Consider the following 19301-nt stretch of genomic DNA (forward strand, 5'->3'; position numbering starts at 1 on the left):
GGCCGCCACATTGCACGCAAACAATGAGCGACCTGTTATTTTTATACCATTAGATCAATAATATCTTCTTTAGAAATGTCACCGAAATAATAATAGAAATCATAGTTAGCTAACGCGTCTTGAATCGCTTCTTTTTGATGAAATACGCCTTCTAATGCATATTCTAATTCCGTAACATTTCCTTCTCCAAAGAAATCACCAAATATTTTCGCATGTTCGATGCGGCCCTTTTTAACGTCTAATTTAATTTGAATAAACCCTTTATCAAATTTATGTTCTCTTTCAAAGTTATATTTAGGATTTTTACCATAATTCCAATCCCAAGTTCGGTATTTTTCGTCACTAAGTTTTTCGATATTGTGCCAGTCTTCATCTGTTAATACATATTCTTCAACTTCATTTTCTCCAAAAAGTTGTTTTAAAATAATGTGTTTAAAGTCTTCGATATCTAATGGTTCGGCTAAAAATTCTTGAATATTAGCTACACGCTTGCGCACTGATTTGACACCTTTAGATTGAATTTTAGCTGGATTAACCCTTAATGCATTTTGAACTTCATCTAACTCACTATTAAGCATTAATGTGCCATGGCTAAACATACGGTCTTTCACTTTTACCATTGCATTACCTGATATTTTAGCTTGACCTACTTGAATATCATTACGTCCAGTTAATGCTGCATCGACACCCATTTCATTTAAAACATCAACAATCGGTTGCGTAAACTTCTTGAAGTTATGAAAACTTTGCCCATCATCTTTGGTTATAAAACTAAAGTTTAAATTACCAAAATCGTGATATACTGCGCCACCACCAGAAATGCGCCGCACAACATCAATGTGATGTGCATTAATATAAGGTTGGTTCACTTCTTCAATTGTATTTTGATTCTTTCCAACAATAATAGAAGGTCGATTAATATAAAATAAGAAATAACTATCCTCTTTATCCATTGGTACTGTATTTAAAACGTACTCCTCCATAGCTAAATTCAATGTAGGATCCGTGATATTATTGTTACGAATAAATTTCATGTCAATTCTCTCCTTTTGATAAGGTTGATCAATTTTAATATCGCACGATACATGGTTAAAAGCTACTGTTTTCACTTAGAGATGACAAAAAGATTAAAATTAACGCAAATTGTTTATTTAAATTGTAAATTTTAGTACAATATATGCTAGTTAAATTTCTAAGGGGGCGTACATATGACGATTGCTGAAGTTGGAGACATCGTAGAATTTTACGATGGTATTAGAGGTAAAGTTGAGAAAATCAATGACAACTCTGTTATAGTAGACCTTACAATAATGGAGAATTTTGCTTCTCTTGACTTGCCAGAAAAAACAGTCATTAATCATAAAAGATATAAGATTGTTGAACAAGAAGGTTAATCTATGATGAAAAAATTAAACAAGCCGCTACTTTGGTTTATCTTAAGTTTTATTGGTTTTCACATTATTTTACTTATAATGTGGGGAGAATATAATGTTTACTGGCAATTATATACAGGTATTATGCTTATCGCAGGTATCAGTTACGTCTTTTACCAACGTGATATCGCGTCAAAACGATTACTTACTTCAATCGCAATAGGTTTAGCAACCGGCATACTGCTTGTACTTGTTCAGGTCATTATTGCTTTAATCACCTCAGATCTCAGCTATACATCACTTATTAAGCAACTGTCTCGAACAGGCGTCTATTTCAAGTGGCAAATGTTAATAACGTTACTGTGTGTCATGCCCTGCCATGAATTATATATGCGTACGATATTACAAAAAGAACTGACTATACTAACGCAACGACCTTGGGTAGGTATTGTTATTGGAGCTATTTTATCGAGCTCATTCTTTATTTATCTTGATCGTTGGTGGATTGTTCTTTTTATCTTCATATGCCAACTTATTTTAGGTTTCAGTTATGCCTATACACGTCGAATTGTCACAACAACAGTAGCACAGATTGTAGCGGTGGTCCTTTTACTTATTTTTCATGGGTAAAAGATATGGGTGTGAGCCTCAGTCAATGGATTAGCCATTGCGTCATCCCCTATTACATTTCTAAGCATATGCATAAAAATGTAAATAAAAACTTTCTAAATAGAATGGGGCTGGAACTCACGTTCCAGCCCCATTTATTCATTAAATATCTCTTTTTCTTCTTTTCAATAAAACTAAACCAATTAGACTCATTAATCCAGCGACTAAGATTGGCTGTTGTCCAGATTCACTTCCTGTATGTGGAAGTTCCTCATGTAGATTATGCTTCTCTTCATGTTTTACATGCGCTTTTCCATCATTATTTATTTTATTAGATATCGTACTCATCACTTTAAATTTAGGTTTTTCATTTACAACCGTTGGGACGAATTCATCAGTCTTTGGTGATTCCTCTTTTTCTTCATCCATTCTAGGTGAATCTTCTTTTACTTTAGGCGTTGGTTTTAATTCATTATCTTTCTTAGGCGCGTCATTTTCAGGTGTTTTCGGAATATCTGGTTGTTCCGCTTTTGGTTCATTTGGGTGAGGTGGCTGAGTATCATCTTCTTCTACAAGGACACCTTTCGTATGACCATGTTCAATAATAATTGTATCTTCAATGATTTCAATAGGATTATGCGGCTTCTCTTCTACAGAAGGACGATCATTATTAGTATCTTCTTCAAACGTCGTATTATTCGAACCGTTTTCTGTGCCAATTTCACTTATCATATCAATAACGTTACTGTCTTCGATTTCTTCGATAGTTCCGTTAACTTCTCCTTTGATTTCACCATTACCTGTGTCTTCTTCAAAGGCAATCAAATAATTATCTTCAACAATGTCAATCATACCTTCAACATGACCCGTTTCACCTTCAGGAGTAGTGATTTCAACAATATCAATATGATGATTGTCTTCAATTTCTTCAATTACACCTTCAGCATGTCCAGAGATAGAAGGCGGTAACGTATTTTCATCTTCGAACTCAATTAAATGATTGTCAGTCATGTATTCCATTGTATCTTCTAAAGTTGTATGGTCTGAAACAGCACCCGTAATGATACCTTTCGCTGTTTCTTCTTCAAATTCAATAACATCACTTGTGTGATTCGTATGGCCACCGCCCGCATGCGTATCTTCTTCAAATTCAATCACACCCGTAGCATGATTTGAACCATGAACAGTATCTTCCATAATCTCAACTGGACGCGTATCTTCTGTTTCCTCAGTATATACATATTCCCCATTTCCAGATATCGTCTCTTGAGTCACATAATCTAAATCAATAGGTTGACCAGCTTGAATAATAGGCTCAGAAGGTTTATCCTTTCCACTACCACTCGCATTGTTAGAGTAGAATTGGACACCATTATCCCAAGTTAGCGTGCTTGGGTAGTAATAATAATGGTTATTGTAATAATAATAGCCTGATAATTGAGTCTGTAAATTCAAATTAGCTGCATTAACATCATATTTACCATAATATTGAATCACATATGTTTCACCATTAAGTCTTTCAAAGTCTAATTTATATGAACCGTCTAAAATACTTAGTTTCATATTATTAGTAACATCTTCAAAGTCTGCATTATTGAAGTCTACATATACACTTTTAGCTAAATTTGATTGACCTTTATATTTATAAATTTTTATATTTGGTCTTTCATCGCCTTTGGAATGACCTTCTGTAATTCTACCTGTGACAGATACTGCGACCATATTTTTCTTCTCAGGATTAATGTACGCAATATGGTTAATAGTTCCATTATTTTTGTCGAGCCTATCAATTCTTCCATTTATACGCATCCCATTATTATCTCTAACACCATTTAAATATTGCACATTAAATTGCGACTCAGTTTTGGAATTATTTATAGTAGTTGATACAGTTTGATTACCATCGTTTAGAACTACTGATGGCTTAAAATATAAATTGATAGATAATTGAGCCTTAATATCTCTTCTATTTGTAACATAATTAGAAAAGGTATATCTTATTGTTTGATCATTAAATAGATACCCAGTTGCGATAATAGCAGTGTTATCTTTAATATCTGGCATATATCGCTTAGTCCCTATACCCATTGTATCCACATTATTACTTAATTTAATGTCAAAATAGTCACCTTGTCTGATATTATCATTAAATTTCAATTTATAATCGAGCGTCACTCTTTCAGCTTGATGAGGATTAATTGTTGTAGCACCATCTTTGCCTTTAATTGACCCTTGTTCAACGGTAACTTTATCAGATACATCTTGACCTTGTGTCACTTGTTTATTTTCAGTGCTAGTCTGTGTTTGTGACACTGTTCTTGGTGCTGCTACTTCAGTTGGCTTATTTTCATTTGAAATGATACTGCTAGGTTTGCCTATCTTTTCTGGTGCTATTTCATTTGAAGTAGCCTGACTGTCTGTATTCAAAAATTTAGTTTGTGACGCAATTGATAGTTTCTCTTCTACTGTCTCACTATCAGTTTTTAAACTGTTGTTCGTAACTTCAATTACCTGGTTCCCACTCATTTCCGATGCTTGTGCATCCGTCTGGTCAGTTAACCCGATAACTGCGACTGTGCCTAACGCGATTGAAGCAGCTCCAATGCTATATTTTCTAATGCCGTACCTTTGTTTATTGTTCATGTTATGTTAATCCACCTTTTAATATTTTTGATTAATAAAATAACTTTTATGCCCTGTATTATTTAAAAAAGCCAATAAAAAAAACTACTTCGCTCAAAGTAGTTTTCATCACTAAATATCTAACTTACAAAAATAATTATATAGCGCCATTTTTGGTTTTGCAATATAGTTATATTAAATATACCTTAAGTGATTTTTAAATATATTTAACACATTATAACCATTTTTAGCAGACCCTTTTTCCCTTTATACCAGTACTTTCACTGTCCTTCACACCTTCTAAAAATCCTTAAATCTAAATTAAAAATTAATAATTATTTAGATATAATTGGTATTCACTCAAAGAAATACAATCGTGATTATTTTTTAAATAGGTACGTCTAATGATTAAAAAGAAGCTAAAACACTTGCTTTAGCTCCTTTAAATATTACATCCCTACTATCATCATATTCTGTTTTCTCTTATTTATAGGCGTTGGTGAAGATAAACGCTTCATCAATAATTCTGGCATAGATATTTTAGATACATGATGCATGGGTACATGTTCTAAATATTGCCGGTAGTGACGGAAACAATAATCCGTCATCATCACACGATAGGTGTAATCTTGTTTTAAACTTATTTGAATCACCCTATGATTCACAGGCTTTGATACATCTACCGTAAAGTCAAATCCTCTCCAAAATAAGAAATGTGTTGGATCAATCCCATTTAATGTAAGCGTACCGTTTTCAACATGTAAGTAGGCAACACTTTTTTCAATCAACATTTTAATCACTTCACCACTGAGTGTTATATCAATCAAATGATCGGGATGAGGATAAACATGAAACACATCTTCATAGTTTAATGGCATCACACATCCTTTAGATGAAGGTAAAGGTAAATGTACACAAGTTATATCAGTAGGATAGTCATGATGGATACTTTCATGTAACAATTCGATAAACGGATGAGGGTATTCTATTAATTCTTTGAACGTGGTAAAACGCGCATCCAGATGTAACCCATCTAGCGTCTTATTTTTCCATGTTTGAACAGCTTTACGATCATATTTTGTCATATCTAATAAAGCCTCATGTTCATCATACTGACTGAGTGTTACAATTGTTGAATTAATATCAATCGTCTCATAAGAAGACTGTCTACGTCTAAATGTCACTTCTACATGAACGAGATGTTCTCCGTTTTGTCCCGCTCTTACCACTAATGTACCGTCTGCATTTTCAATTGTTGTTGTTTGTTGATGACCTGTAATAAACAAGTCCACGATGCCAATATTTTTTAACATTTCATCTGTATGCGCTTGATCCAATTGTTGTGATGTTAATACGCCTCCATGATATAAAACAATTAGAAAATCAGGTGCTTCAGCTTCATAAATATATCGAATCCAACGTTTTGCTGAAACAATTGCGCGTTCAATCGCAATGTCTTTCTCCATTTCAACATTTTGGTTTTTCACTAACGTTTCAGATGTTAATCCAATGACTGCGATGCGCAAATCCTTTATTTTATGGATGATATACGGCGTAGAAAAATAAGGTTCATGAGTCATTGCATATTCAATATTGGCAGATAACCATGGAAACCGAGATAAAGCAATCGAACGATTTAAAAAGTCAAGGCCGAACTTAAACTCATCTGCACTTACACCACTCGCATCATATTCTAATGCGTTCATCACTTTGATCATCGGATGCCGCTTGTGCGGTGCAATTAATGCGTAATAAAATGCAACAATATTACCAGCTAAACTTCCACCATTATCTAGTAAAAGGACATGCGGTTCTCGTGCGCGTATTTCTGAAACATATGTCCCCGCACGATAAATATGCGATCCCGCATCATCATTCAGAATATGACTATGGATATCAGATGTCGCTAAAATGTTTAATCGTAGCTCTTCATATTGACGCATCGACAGAACTCCTTTTCGTCATTTACTTCTATTTTATCATAATATAAAATGTGCAATCATTTACCTTTTGTTCGTTTCATTATTCACAATTGAAAAATCGCTATGAATCATAAAAAAGAAATGGTTATGAAATCAACTGTTTCATACCATTTCCAATTTACTTAAGTTATCCAATTTGTACACGCTCTTTAGGAAAGTGGAATTTAGCTGGTTCACGATTACCACTAAACATAATAATAAATGAAATTAACCCTACACGTCCGATAAACATTAAACACATTAATACTACTTTTGAAACGCCACTTAAATCTCCGGTTATACCTGTTGATAACCCGCACGTTCCGAAAGCTGACATGATTTCAAAATAAATGTGAATGATATTAAATTGACGCCCTTCTGCAAGTAGCATAATAAACATACCTAAAAATGTTAAAAAAATGGCAATTGCAAAAACAGCGAAAGAACGCTGTATGTCTTGGGTATGGATTTCTCTATTAAACGCTTTAACACCTGATTTTTCAGCATTTGGTTTATAGTTAATTAAAAATAAAATTAGAATTGCAAATGTCGTCGTACGGATACCTCCGCCTACAGAACTTGGAGAAGAGCCAATGAACATCAGTCCCCCCATAAATAAATTTGTCGCATCGGAAAATTGCGAAACGTCTATCGTTTGTAACCCTGCACTGCGTGTCGTAGATGATTGGAAAAGTGCATAGAAAAAAGATTCGTGCCACGAATGCCCTTTTAACACACCATGACTTTCAATTAACAAAATCCCTATCATACCTACAATTAAAATCGCCAAATAAGTTACAGTTGTTATTTTAGTAAACAGCGTAAAACGAAAGTTAGGTATACGGTTTGTAATATATGCTTTCATCTCCAATAATACCGGAAACCCAATTGATCCAAGTATAATTAAAAAGATTATAATAGTTTGTACAAAATAATCTGTCGCATATGGAATTAGGGACTCACCCGTGATATCCAATCCGCCATTAGTGGTTGCTGATACAGAAACAAATATGCCTTGTATAATAGCTTCTTTGATATCATGAATATCTCGGTAAAAATAAAATGAAAGCAAAATTGCCCCCACTGCTTCAATAAGCAACATTGCACGAACGATATCAATAATTAATTTAACTGTCCCACTCATCGATTCTTTATTGTTATCTAACATAATTAATTGGCGCTCACGAATACCGATATGTTTACCTAAAACGACCCACAATAACGTACCGATAGCCATCACACCAATGCCACCAATATTTAAAATGAGTAATATAATAATGTAACCAAATGTTGAATATGTTTCAGAAATATTCACAGGGGTTAATCCAGTTACACTCACACCTGAAACAGCTACAAAGAGTGTGTCAATTGGCGCCACTTTAACACCTGGTTTATGTACACCCGGAATATTTAACAATAAGAATGCGACAATAATCGCGACTAGATAATACAATACAATCCCTTGTTGCGGGCTTGCTTTTCTAAAAAGTTGGTTCACTATCGACACGATTGTTCACTCCACATTATTTCAATTTGAACGCAATGTTCACTGTTCGACCTTGACGCATTACCTTTAATTTTAAAGGTTTAGCGTTATCTGTATGTCTAAAGAGTTGTTGTCTGTAAGATAATGTATCTTTAATAGGCTGACCATCTAATTCTATTATTATATCATCTTTTTGTAATCCTGAATCTTTCGCAGGACTATTATTTTCAATTTGTTTTACAACCACACCTTGTTTCACATCTTGTGGAAGCTTAAAAGCGGTACGTTCATTTGGAGATAATTCTACAACATTTTGCATACCAATTTTTGTATTCGGATATGTAATGCCCCCCTCTTTTTCCAACTGTTTTGCGACATGAAGCGCATCATTGATAGGAATACCGAATGCCATGCCTTCTACGTTTGGCATTGTAATTTTTAACGATGCAATACCAACTAAATCACCATTTTGATCTATAATCGCCCCACCAGAATCTCCTGGATTGATTGGTGCATCTACTTGAAAAGCACGCAGTAACATGTCATATTGGTTGTCTTTATCAATATCTACTGGAACATTTCGTTTTAATCCTGAAACGATTCCTTCTCCAACTGAATTATAAAAATCTAGTCCTAAAGGATTTCCCATTACGATAATCGGTTCACCAAGCACTAATTGATCTGAATTCCCAGTATGTATCGGTTTCAACTGTTGTGCTTTCTCCGCAGGCACTTTTAATACTGCAACATCTGACCATTTATCCGTCCCCACAACAGTAGCTGTAACTTTTTTATCCGTTAAGTACGTGAGTGTTTGGTTTTTACTTGTTCCAATTACATGCGCATTCGTTAAGATATAAAGAGAGTCGTCTACTTTTTTGTAGACGACACCTGATCCAGTTTCATTTTCTTGTTGGGACTGATTTTTTACATCTTGAACGTTTTCTGGTGTTGCATGCGCTACACTTTCAACAGCCACCACTGAGTTTAAAGCCGCATTGGCATGTTCCATAGTTTTCGTGATAGATTTGTGCGTGCCTTGATCTTTTTGTTGGTGTTCAAGTGTTGTACGTACATTATCATCACTTCGGTTGACATTATTAAAAATCGCAAACAAAAGGACTAAAATGAGTATTGCAGCTAAGACTATCAAAATTTTTGCCCATTCTTTCGTAATGAACTGCGTGATTTTTTCAGTCCAATCTTTTTTAGCAGTGTAACGATGTTTATCTTGCTCATCACGTACTGCATTGTTTTCGTGAGTAGAAGACGTTTGTGATGTATGCGTTTGTGTCTTATGTTCTGTTGGCGTATGTTTTTTGATTTCTTGAGCTTGTTGCTTATATAAGTTCGTTTGTAACGCGTCATTCTGACGTGTAGACGCTTGTTCATTAGATGCATCATCTTCATGAAGTTGTCCAGTATTCACTTTATCTTCATGTGTGATTTTTTCGATACGCGCTTTTCTTAAATTATCTTTTACACGTTCTTCATTATTTTTCACTTGTGCCTTTTCGCGTTCTTTTTTTAAACGTGTCGCTTCTTGTTCTGCTTTGATGCGTGCTTCACGTTCATCATTATGAAAAAATTCACGTCTTTTACGTTTATATTTGTGTCGTGGAATGACATGTTTTTTATCCTGATCCAATGTTCACGTCCTCCTCAATATCGTGTGCTTATGTATTATTATGACATATTGGTCTTCAAATTTCTTTAATAATCTATCTATAATTGTTAAAAATTTATGATGTATACACGATGATGACTTATTAAAAGTCGACATATAGTCACTTAAATAAAGTGGCCTTCATGCATCATTTTATAGTTTGGTTGTTATGCTCGTTTTTTTGAATATCTTTTCCTAACATATTTTGAGAGCGGATTTACGTCATTAGCTAAGCTATCAAACAAATGTTTTTTTCACCTCATATCTTTAAACAATAGTGACTCGCTATTTTTAAAGATAAATATAATAGCCAACAAAGTTCATATTGATATGCTCCATTTAAAGTAGACACTTAAAAAGTGGAAACTTTAAGGGCTGATGTTCAAAATGAGTTTTATTGGCTATTTTGATTAAAGGCGCGGTTATGTCCCAACCACGCTTTAATTAATTTATTTAGTTTGTTTTTTATTATGAGCTACTGATGTAAGCCATCCTACTACAACAAGACCAATCATAACCGTCCAGAATATGATTTGCCATAGTGTTGAGTGTGGAAAATCATGTGGAATCATTGCGATATCTTTGTGCGCCAATACAAGCACAACAAGTTTAATACCAACCCAGCCTACGATCGCAAATGCTGCGCCTTCTAAACCCGGGTATTTATTAAGCAACTCTACAAAAACTGTTGCCGCATAACGCATTAAAATAACACCAATTAAACCACCAAGGAACATGACACCAAATTGCCCCGCATCCATGCCACCAAAATGAATACCTATTTTTGGCAACGTAACAGCAATCGCTAATGCCGCAAGCATAGAATCAATTGCAAAGGCGATATCTGCAAATTCAACTTTCGCAACTGTGCCCCAAAATTCTTTTGTGCTCACTTCTTTTTCGACACCAGATTCATCATAATGATGGTCATCATTATCTGATGTAGGTGTATCTTGATGTTTACTTTTAAAGAACGTATATAGATTTTTAATTGACATGTAAATTAAATAAATCGCACCTGCTGCTTGTATCCACCAAAAATTCACTAAAATACTAATTAAGAATAAAGCGATAAAACGAAATACAAATGCTCCTAATAAACCGTAAAACAATGCTTTTTTACGTTGTTTTGGTGGTAAATGTTTAACCATAACAGCCATTACAACAGCATTATCCGCTGCAAGTAAACCTTCTAAAAAGACCAGTACTAAAACAACCCAGCCATAGGTTAACAATAACGTTGGATCCAAAATAATTCCTCCTCATTATATAAAATGATGTCGATTTAAAGTCGACGTTCATTCCTTTTTGCATAATTAAAGAGACCCATGCTAAATACATAGCAAAGGTCTCACTCAGCAAAAATATTGCCCGTTTTACCGGAAGATAATTCTTCGTAATGACGACAAAACGTTTTTAACGATAAACGTTAAACAAGTTACTCCCCTCTGACAAAGCTGTCATAGGTATTTAATTATGATGTAATTATTATACCCAATTCACAGAGAAAAAAACAACCATTTATTTATATTTGATGAAGCTATTACAACAAGCTATACAATTCTATCTCAGGAAACTTGTCTTCAAACCAGCGCGTAGCAAATTCATTTTCAAATAAAAACACTTTATTGTCATATCGATCATTAACAAGTATTGAACGACTTGTATTCATTTTTTCTTGAATATCATCTTCATTACGAATCCAACGTGCGATCTTTTTACCTACAGGTTCCATTACGACATCTACATTGTATTCATTTTTCATACGATGTTCGAACACTTCAAATTGTAATTGACCAACGGCACCTAAAATAACTTGATTCGTATGTGGTGATTTGTAGTACTGAATTGCACCCTCTTGAACCAGTTGCTCAATACCTTTATGAAAGTGCTTTTGTTTCATGACATTTTTCGCTGAAACTTTCATAAAAATTTCAGGCGTGAATTGTGGTAAAGCTTTAAAATTAAATTTTTGATTTCCGCCTACTAACGTATCACCAATTTGGTAGTTGCCCGTATCGTATAAGCCGATAATATCACCGGCAACAGCATGATTCACGGTTTCTTTATCATCCGCCATAAACGTCGTTGAACGCGTGATTTTTTGTTTTTTGTTCGTACGTTGTAATTTGACATCCATACCACGTTCAAATGCACCACTTACAACACGCATAAATGCGATACGGTCACGATGGCGTGGATCCATATTCGCTTGTATTTTAAAAATAAAGCCTGAAAATTGATCATCGAAAGGACTAACATCAATATCTTCTTCTGTTTGACGTGCATGAGGCATTGGCGCATGGTCGACATACGCGTTCAAGAAATTTTGTACACCAAAATTCGCTAGTGCTGAACCAAAAAAGACGGGTGTCAAATCACCTTGTTTTAAAGCTTCTGTATCAAACGCTTCTCCTGCTTCGTCCACCAACATCAATTCTTCAATAGCTTGTTGGAACACACTGTCTTGGGCAATATCGTGCGACTCTTCAAGTTCATAAGCTTCATTAATATGGAGTATATTTTCTTCATCTCTGAAAGGCTCAATCGTACGTTCTTTACGATCAATAATACCAAAGAAGTTTTGACCCATTCCAATAGGCCAATTCATCGGATATGTTTCAATTCCAAGTGTGGTTTCAATTTCATCTAATAAATCAAACGGATCTTTACCTACGCGGTCTAATTTATTAATAAATGTAAAAATGGGAATACCACGCATTTTACACACCTTAAACAATTTAAGCGTTTGTGGCTCTATACCTTTCGCACAGTCAATCACCATGACAGCACTATCAACCGCCATTAACGTGCGATACGTATCCTCTGAAAAGTCTTCATGACCAGGTGTGTCCAAAATGTTAATTTTGTAGTGATCATAATCAAATTGCATGACTGAACTTGTGACAGAAATACCACGTTCTTGTTCCACTTTCATCCAGTCACTTGTCGCAAATTTTCCTGTCTTCTTTCCTTTGACAGTCCCTGCTTCACGAATAGCACCGCTAAAATATAATAATTTTTCAGTTAAAGTCGTTTTCCCCGCATCCGGGTGCGAAATAATCGCAAACGTTTTACGGGATTGGATTTCATCTTTAATACTCATTATTGTTCTCCTTTTATACTTCTTGTAACCAATGCGTTATACGTAAAGCAAGGGTATTCGCTTCATCCTCATCAATGACATTGAATAAGTGGACAAACAAATGTTCAGTTAAACTTTCGCCATATAACGCTTCATCTATTAAAATTGACCAGTTTAAATCTGGAATTGACACAACATAATAGTCTTCTTTTTTGTTTTGGTAAATAAAGACCTTTGCAGAATAATGGTCACTATGTGATTCCCTAATTTTCAACAGGACCACCTCCGAATTTTTTGTATGCTGCTTCTAAACCAATTAAATCATCTCGATGGGGTACTTTTACATGTCCTGGCATAATTTGATACGGTTCACGTCCTTTGGAAGCTAAAACAACGGTATCTCCTGGTTCAGCCATTTCAATCGCGTGTCTAATTCCTTCTGCACGATCTGTAAATTCAACATAGTTTTGATGTGTCGCACCTTTAGCCAGTTCAGCTGTGAGCATTTTAGGATCATCGTTAGCAGGGTTATCAGGTGTAAATATGACATAATCTGCACGTGATGCCACGCGTCCCATTTCAGGTGTTTTCGTTAAATCTCGCTCCCCTGCCATGCCCACTAGAAAGATGAGCTTTTGTTTAACGAATGGCTCCACTGCATCAATCAACTTCGTCAATCCGTCCGCTGTGTGTGCGTAATCGATTATTAAATCAATAGGTAATTCAGGGTCAAGTACCTCTAAACGCCCTTCCACAGGTTCTAAATCAGCCACAAGGCGTGTAATAGTTTCTAAATCAGTGCCTTTTACCCAAACACCTAACATAGCTGCCATTAAGTTCGCGATATTAAAACGGCCTACATATGGAGATCTCACGGAATATGTGCCAAATGGCGTTACAAAGTCGAATGTAACCCCTTGTAGTGTTTCATGAATATTCGTCGCCATGAATTGTGCTTGCGCTTCAATTCCGTATGTAAGTGTTTCATACGGCGTCACTTCTTTCAGATAGTTAGAAAATGCATCATCCGCATTCACGATAGCATATTTATCTTGTGATAAGTCTTGTCCTAATTGACTGAATAGCAACGATTTTGCATGGCCATACGCTTCCATAGTGCCATGAAAATCCAAATGATCCTGAGTTAAATTAGAAAAAATAGCAACATCAAAAGTCACCCCACTTAATCGTCCTAACAATAAGCCGTGGGAAGATACTTCTAAAGTCATCGCCTCTGCACCTGCTTCTACAGCCTCATTCAGACGCTTTGTTAAAGAGACGGTTTCAGGCGTCGTATTCGCACCTTTTGTTATTTTTTCATTAATTTGGAAGCCATTTGTTCCTAAGTAGGCACTCCCTTTACCCAATTTACGGTAAATGTGGTGAATCATCGTTGCGATGGAGGTTTTACCATTTGTGCCAGTAACACCAATTGTTGTTATCTCATTGCTTGGGTAATGATAAAGTTGATGCGCAAGATGACTGGCAACTCTTAATGTATCAGGAACTATAATTTGAGTAACGTCGCCTTCAAGTGTTAATGTTCGGTTAACGACGATAAGACGACATCCTGCATCCACAACTTGTTGCGCAAATTGATGACTGTCTACTGTATAACCTTCTGAAGCAACAAAAATGCTACCCACTTTTGCAGTCCTTGAGTCTGTCGTTATATCTACGACTTCACGATCTAATGTTCCTATTACTTTTTTGATTAAAATTTTATCAAATAATCGTTGCGCATTCACAAACATCTCTCCTTTTTATTACACTCACTCATTATACACTTTTCTCGTTAAAATCATATATGAACGACTATAATTTTACGATTGAAACGAGCAATTTTCATACACGAATCAAGCATTGATATTTTTAAAAATCCATCTCCTAAAGCTACAAGTCAACCTCACTCTTTAGATGTATTCACTTTTTTGTTGTTTCTATGTTATGTATATATTAAGATATAATAATGGATTTGTTTACGTATAAATAGTTTTAAGACATACATACATGTGTCATACGTCCTACATTTCACCTATTATGATGACTCAAATAACTTATTTTCTTATGTAGGCATTAAACTCATAAAAAATTTTAACATCTATTACTATAGATTAAAATTGTAATAATTTTGTTAGGATTAAAATAACCTTTTCACAAACTCACACATATAAGTTACACTAAAAGTGTATCCAAAGGTAATTATGAACATTTCTGTTGCATTATTCTATTTCCACAGAAAACTTTAAATGAAGGGTGGCCAATCATGGTGACACAAAAGAAAAAATTATTAATCATTACTGGGTCATTTGGTAACGGACATATCCAAGTCACAAACAGCATTGTGGAACAACTGAACAACCTCAAACTAGATAACCTATCTGTGATTTCACATGATTTATTCTTAGAGGCGCATCCTATACTTACAACTTTAACTAAAAAATGGTACATCAATAGTTTTAAATACTTTCGACGCATGTATAAAGCATTTTATTACAGTCGACCTGATGACTTAGATAAATGTTTTTACAAATACTACGGACTTAATAAATTATTGAATCTCCTTTTAAAGGAAAAGCCAGATTTAATATTATTAACATTCCCAACGCCGGTTATGTCCGTTCTAACAGAGCAATTTAATATGAATATTCCAATTGCAACAGTAATGACTGATTATCGTATGCATAAAAACTGGATTACGCCAAATTCTGCACGATATTATTTAGCAACTGATGATTTAAAAGCTGAATTTGAAAAGATTGGTATCCCCACAGATACAATAAAAGTCACCGGCATTCCTATTTCCGAAAAATTTGAATCTATGATTGATACTACGGACTGGCTTTTACAACACCAATTAGATCCGAATGCCCAAACAATATTAATGTCCGCTGGTGCCTTTGGCGTCTCTAAAGGCTTCGATCAAATGATTCAACGCATTTTAGACGAAAGTCCGAATGCACAAGTGGTGATGGTCTGCGGTAAAAGCAAAGAGTTAAAACGTCAATTATCATCTACATTTAAAGATAACCCTAAAGTGTGTATTTTAGGGTTCACAAAACATATGAATGAGTGGATGGCTTGCAGTCAAATGATGATTACCAAACCTGGGGGGATTACGATTTCTGAAGCACTCACAAGACAAGTGCCAATGATTTTCTTAAATCCTGCACCTGGTCAAGAATTAGAAAATGCCTATTATTTCGAGGAAAAAGGTTTTGGTCGAATCGCATATACACCTGATGAAGCCATCGACTTTGTGACGCAATTAACCCATCATCCAGACCAACTGAACACGATGGTCGAAACAATGGCATCTCTAAGAACAAAAAACGCTACACAACGCTTGTGTGAAGATTTATTGGATTTATTATACGATGCTACTGAATACGAAAAAGTATACGGAAAGGTTCCTTTATATGCAAAATTACTCGTCAAATAACGATAACTATATGAAGAATTTTTATTTATTACTAGTTATCCTCTTTTTGATGGAATTTGCGCGTGGTATGTATGTTTTAAGCTATTTACCTTTATTGCCTACGGCGACAAGCATTGCAGTAGGTATCACTTCGATCGCAGTTTCCATCCATTTTATCGCAGATTCAATTTCTAATTTCATAGTTGGTTTTGTGTTAAAACGTTTAGGAACAAAAATTGTTTTAACAGTAGGATTTCTTCTTGCGCTAGCGAGTCTTTTCCTTGTCATTTGGCTTCCAACGTCGCCATTCGTTCTCATCCTTAGTGCGTTAATGTTAGGTATCGCAGTATGTCCGATTTGGGTGATTATGCTCGCAAATGTTCAAGAAACCACACGTGGCAAACAAATGGGTTATGTTTATTTTGCATGGCTTGCAGGCTTGTTATCCGGTATGATTGCGATGAATTTAATCTTCAAAGCCCATCCGACGCATTTTAACTTTATTATGACGTTATGTGTTGCTATCGCGTTTATGTTGTATATGTTTGTAAAAGTGACACTAACTGCATATCACCCTAAAAATGTAAAACAACAAATTAGACAGATTGTAAGCGTCTCTAAAAGGCATTTGATATTATTCCCTGGTATTTTAATCCAAGGTATTGCAATTAGCGCCTTGATACTTGTACTTCCAATTTATGCCATTAATATAATCGGTGTCTCTACTGTAGAATACACTTTTGCAATTGTGATTGGTGGTATTGGATGTACGATATCAATGTTATTCCTATCAAAAATCATTGACCATTATTCAAATACATTTATGTATGGTGTGATTTTCTTTGGCTTTTTAATATATGCAAGTGCGATTCTTTCATTCGCATTCATACACCAAATTATGATTGTGTGGATTATTGCCTTTTTTATAGGACTGCTGTACGGCCTACTACTTCCTGCTTGGAATACTTTTATGGCAAGTTTTATCCATCCAAATGAACAAGAAGAAACTTGGGGTGTAATCAATAGCATTCAAGGATTCGGGGCGATGATCGGTCCCTTACTTGGTGGCCCTATTTCACAATTTACAGGAAGTCCTGTATACACATTTTACTTTGCTGCACTACTCATATATTTTTTAGCTTTCTTCTATGGTACTTATTTTTTAAAACGACATCGCGCATCTTAATCCAAAAAGGACACGAAACATTATGTTTTTTCGTGTCCTTTTTGGATGTTCTCAAGATTTTCCGGTTTGAATTCACTTTGACAATCTACACAATAATAGCGTTCTCCCTTTTTCTTATAAATCCACCAAACAATAAATAAAATCGCTGCGTAAACGGTGAGTACAACTAGGCTCCCTATTAGATTTTTAGTAAGCGCACCTGAACTCACATAAACAATGCATTGAATACCAAAAAAGATTGTTGTAAAGATGACAAGTAAAAGCAAGCAACCGCTTCTCGTTTCCCCTATACGTTCTGATTGACATTTAGGACATTGTGTCATAAGCATACCCCCCTCAATTTTATTTTGCAATACTTAATTTCATTATACACATAAATGTACTAAAAAGTATGTATTTGCCACAAAAAAATACACATTTCCTGCTTCATTAAAAGCAAAAAATGTGTATCCCATCCGAATTTCTAATTAATCATAAACGATTACGCAAAGTTATATGTTTCTATTTCTTCCCACTTATCATCATCATTATTAAATTTCATAAGAGATAATTTATCAATGACTTCTTTGTGATCAATACCAGCTAAACGTACTTGGCCATATATATCTTCAAACTCTTGACTCGTTAAGCCTTGTGCAATTGTAAAATGAGGCACAAATGGATGTTCCGCTTCACCATAAAAATCATCACCGTCAAATCGATCAAATAAATCTTGTAACTCATTTGTTTTTTCAACTTTAAAATAAATAACATTTGAAGTTGGAGCAAAATTCGACGCTTTAGTCGCGTGAACAGTAACTGGCTGAACACCTTCAATACGTTTTTGAATATCTTGTTTAATTGAATCTAAAGCATGATCATCAACTTCAAAACGACTTTTAACTGTAACATGCGGTTTAATTTTTGTGTAATGTTTATCATAGCGTTTACGATATGCATTGACCTCATCTTGAAACGCTTGTGACGGAATTAACGCTAATCCTAGAATCATTGAAATTCCTCCTTTGTTTGTCCTTGCATCTATTATAGCAAAAATTTATATCATTGGTTACTTAAAAAGTATTTTAACAATTCGGGTAGTTCCTTTTTCCAAGTTTTCCAATTGTGTCCTCCATCCAGTTCCTTATAAAAGTACGTTACATCTGTTTCAGAAAGACGCGCATACATGTCACGATTGGGCGTTAGAAAATCAGCACGTTTTCCGCTTGTAGGTAATTCAAAATCCGTTTCCTCTTTACCAATGACATGCCAAATTGATAGTGCATTCAAAAATTGACAGCGCGTTATTAATGCCGCAACGGTCTCATCATAGTGTGGGCTTAAAAGACCCACTTGACTCATTACACGCGGGTAAGATAACGCTGTTAACAAAGCGATACTCCCTGCCAAACTGTCACCTAATAATAAACGTGCGTTGCCTACTTTATACGTAGGGAACGTCTCATCAATCCAAGGGAAAATCTCACGGGCTACGGCTTGAACTGTCTGGGCCGCTTTTTTACCTTGTGGGTGGAATTCAATGCGCCGTTTTTCAACACTTTCGTAATGAAAACCAACGATGATTGCGCGTTCTATATCGTTATTTTTTCTTAACCGCTCATACACACGATGTAATTGGCCGAACCTTAAAAAATCCCGTCCGTCAAAACAAAAAATAACTTTACTTTTATAAAGGTCAGAATAATCTTCCGGTAAATAAACGGACAATGTGACCTGCCTATCTAATATGACACTATGTACATTTACAGTTGATATTTTTCCAGGTTTAAAATCAGACATCATTAAAGCGCCCCCTATACGAATTAACTACTATTGTATCAAGAGACGCTTTACTTGTTAAATAGACAGTGCTAAACCAAACTTTTGCCATGCCTATCTATCGATTTACTTGT

General features: G+C 35.0%; 16 protein-coding genes and 1 riboswitch. Of the genes, 4 read left to right on the top strand and 12 right to left on the bottom strand.

The genetic code is table 11. The annotated features are described in order from the left end of the window. Positions 1-41: 41 nt before the first annotated feature. Entirely contained in the window at positions 42-1034 is a 993-nt protein-coding gene (locus tag SHYC_RS08960) for a lipoate--protein ligase (RefSeq protein ID WP_039646441.1), read from the bottom strand. Positions 1035-1208: 174 nt separating this feature from the next. Here SHYC_RS08960 and SHYC_RS08965 point away from each other — a divergent pair, with 174 nt between their 5' ends. Both SHYC_RS08965 and SHYC_RS08970 read left to right on the top strand, forming a co-directional pair. Beyond that, complete coding sequence (locus SHYC_RS08965; protein ID WP_037565940.1) at positions 1209-1394, top strand: YkvS family protein; 186 nt, start codon at positions 1209-1211, stop codon at positions 1392-1394. Between the two features lie 6 nt (positions 1395-1400). Then, entirely contained in the window at positions 1401-2003 is a 603-nt protein-coding gene (locus SHYC_RS08970) for a CPBP family glutamic-type intramembrane protease (protein ID WP_039647688.1), read from the top strand. A 141-nt stretch (positions 2004-2144) separates the two neighbouring features. Here SHYC_RS08970 and SHYC_RS12310 read toward each other — a convergent pair whose 3' ends face one another. The 8 genes from SHYC_RS12310 to SHYC_RS09010 form a co-directional block, all read right to left on the bottom strand. Further along, positions 2145-4625, bottom strand: coding sequence for a fibrinogen-binding adhesin SdrG C-terminal domain-containing protein (locus SHYC_RS12310; RefSeq protein WP_039646444.1), 2481 nt, complete (start codon positions 4623-4625; stop codon positions 2145-2147). A 428-nt stretch (positions 4626-5053) separates the two neighbouring features. After that, on the bottom strand, positions 5054-6547 hold the full coding sequence (locus SHYC_RS08980) for a bifunctional metallophosphatase/5'-nucleotidase (protein WP_039646446.1): 1494 nt from the start codon (positions 6545-6547) through the stop codon (positions 5054-5056). A 166-nt stretch (positions 6548-6713) separates the two neighbouring features. Then, complete coding sequence (locus SHYC_RS08985) at positions 6714-8072, bottom strand: TrkH family potassium uptake protein (protein ID WP_039646448.1); 1359 nt, start codon at positions 8070-8072, stop codon at positions 6714-6716. 16 nt (positions 8073-8088) lie between these two features. After that, positions 8089-9699, bottom strand: a complete 1611-nt coding sequence (locus tag SHYC_RS08990; protein WP_039646450.1) for a S1C family serine protease — start codon at positions 9697-9699, stop codon at positions 8089-8091. 467 nt (positions 9700-10166) lie between these two features. Next, on the bottom strand, positions 10167-10973 hold the full coding sequence (locus tag SHYC_RS08995; protein WP_111725047.1) for a TerC family protein: 807 nt from the start codon (positions 10971-10973) through the stop codon (positions 10167-10169). Between the two features lie 101 nt (positions 10974-11074). After that, a riboswitch (yybP-ykoY riboswitch) is annotated at positions 11075-11178 on the bottom strand. An 82-nt stretch (positions 11179-11260) separates the two neighbouring features. Next, positions 11261-12823, bottom strand: coding sequence for a peptide chain release factor 3 (locus tag SHYC_RS09000; RefSeq protein WP_039646454.1), 1563 nt, complete (start codon positions 12821-12823; stop codon positions 11261-11263). A 13-nt stretch (positions 12824-12836) separates the two neighbouring features. Further along, the gene (locus SHYC_RS09005) at positions 12837-13076 is read right to left on the bottom strand and encodes a YueH family protein (RefSeq protein ID WP_039646457.1); all 240 of its coding nucleotides are present in this window, start codon (positions 13074-13076) and stop codon (positions 12837-12839) included. Next, a complete protein-coding gene (locus SHYC_RS09010; RefSeq protein WP_039646459.1) occupies positions 13066-14550 on the bottom strand; it encodes a UDP-N-acetylmuramoyl-L-alanyl-D-glutamate--L-lysine ligase in 1485 nt (494 codons plus the stop codon). Before SHYC_RS09010 ends, SHYC_RS09005 begins: the two co-directional genes overlap by 11 nt. Before the next feature lie 518 nt (positions 14551-15068). Here SHYC_RS09010 and SHYC_RS09015 point away from each other — a divergent pair. Together SHYC_RS09015 and ltaA are read left to right on the top strand one after the other, a co-directional pair. Then, positions 15069-16244 (top strand): diglucosyl diacylglycerol synthase, encoded by a 1176-nt coding sequence (locus tag SHYC_RS09015; RefSeq protein ID WP_039646460.1) that lies wholly within the window; start codon positions 15069-15071, stop codon positions 16242-16244. After that, a complete protein-coding gene (gene ltaA, locus SHYC_RS09020; RefSeq protein WP_039646463.1) occupies positions 16222-17409 on the top strand; it encodes a lipoteichoic acid biosynthesis MFS flippase LtaA in 1188 nt (395 codons plus the stop codon). The genes SHYC_RS09015 and ltaA overlap by 23 nt, the downstream gene beginning before the upstream one ends. Positions 17410-17429: 20 nt before the next feature. Here the strand turns inward: ltaA and SHYC_RS09025 are convergent, their stop codons facing one another. From SHYC_RS09025 to SHYC_RS09035, 3 genes are all read right to left on the bottom strand, one after another. Continuing rightward, positions 17430-17732, bottom strand: coding sequence for a hypothetical protein (locus SHYC_RS09025; RefSeq protein ID WP_039646466.1), 303 nt, complete (start codon positions 17730-17732; stop codon positions 17430-17432). A 158-nt stretch (positions 17733-17890) separates the two neighbouring features. Further along, positions 17891-18400, bottom strand: coding sequence for a 2'-5' RNA ligase family protein (locus SHYC_RS09030; RefSeq protein ID WP_039646468.1), 510 nt, complete (start codon positions 18398-18400; stop codon positions 17891-17893). 50 nt (positions 18401-18450) lie between these two features. Continuing rightward, positions 18451-19188 carry an esterase family protein gene (locus tag SHYC_RS09035; protein WP_039647690.1) on the bottom strand — a complete coding sequence of 246 codons (738 nt, stop codon included), beginning with the start codon at positions 19186-19188 and terminating at the stop codon, positions 18451-18453. Positions 19189-19301 lie beyond the last annotated feature (113 nt).

Origin of the sequence: Staphylococcus hyicus, from assembly GCF_000816085.1 — a bacterium.
In the GTDB taxonomy this organism is placed as follows: Bacteria; Bacillota; Bacilli; order Staphylococcales; family Staphylococcaceae; genus Staphylococcus; species Staphylococcus hyicus.

Excerpts from the sequence above, each read along its gene's own strand:
- SHYC_RS08960 (WP_039646441.1), bottom strand. The coding sequence starts at position 1,034 with ATGAAATTTATTCGTAACAATAATATCACGGATCCTACATTGAATTTA.
- SHYC_RS08965 (WP_037565940.1), top strand. The coding sequence starts at position 1,209 with ATGACGATTGCTGAAGTTGGAGACATCGTAGAATTTTACGATGGTATT.
- SHYC_RS08970 (WP_039647688.1), top strand. The coding sequence starts at position 1,401 with ATGAAAAAATTAAACAAGCCGCTACTTTGGTTTATCTTAAGTTTTATT.
- SHYC_RS12310 (WP_039646444.1), bottom strand. The coding sequence starts at position 4,625 with ATGAACAATAAACAAAGGTACGGCATTAGAAAATATAGCATTGGAGCT.
- SHYC_RS08980 (WP_039646446.1), bottom strand. The coding sequence starts at position 6,547 with ATGCGTCAATATGAAGAGCTACGATTAAACATTTTAGCGACATCTGAT.
- SHYC_RS09000 (WP_039646454.1), bottom strand. The coding sequence starts at position 12,823 with ATGAGTATTAAAGATGAAATCCAATCCCGTAAAACGTTTGCGATTATT.
- SHYC_RS09015 (WP_039646460.1), top strand. The coding sequence starts at position 15,069 with ATGGTGACACAAAAGAAAAAATTATTAATCATTACTGGGTCATTTGGT.
- ltaA (WP_039646463.1), top strand. The coding sequence starts at position 16,222 with ATGCAAAATTACTCGTCAAATAACGATAACTATATGAAGAATTTTTAT.
- SHYC_RS09025 (WP_039646466.1), bottom strand. The coding sequence starts at position 17,732 with ATGACACAATGTCCTAAATGTCAATCAGAACGTATAGGGGAAACGAGA.
- SHYC_RS09030 (WP_039646468.1), bottom strand. The coding sequence starts at position 18,400 with ATGATTCTAGGATTAGCGTTAATTCCGTCACAAGCGTTTCAAGATGAG.
- SHYC_RS09035 (WP_039647690.1), bottom strand. The coding sequence starts at position 19,188 with ATGTCTGATTTTAAACCTGGAAAAATATCAACTGTAAATGTACATAGT.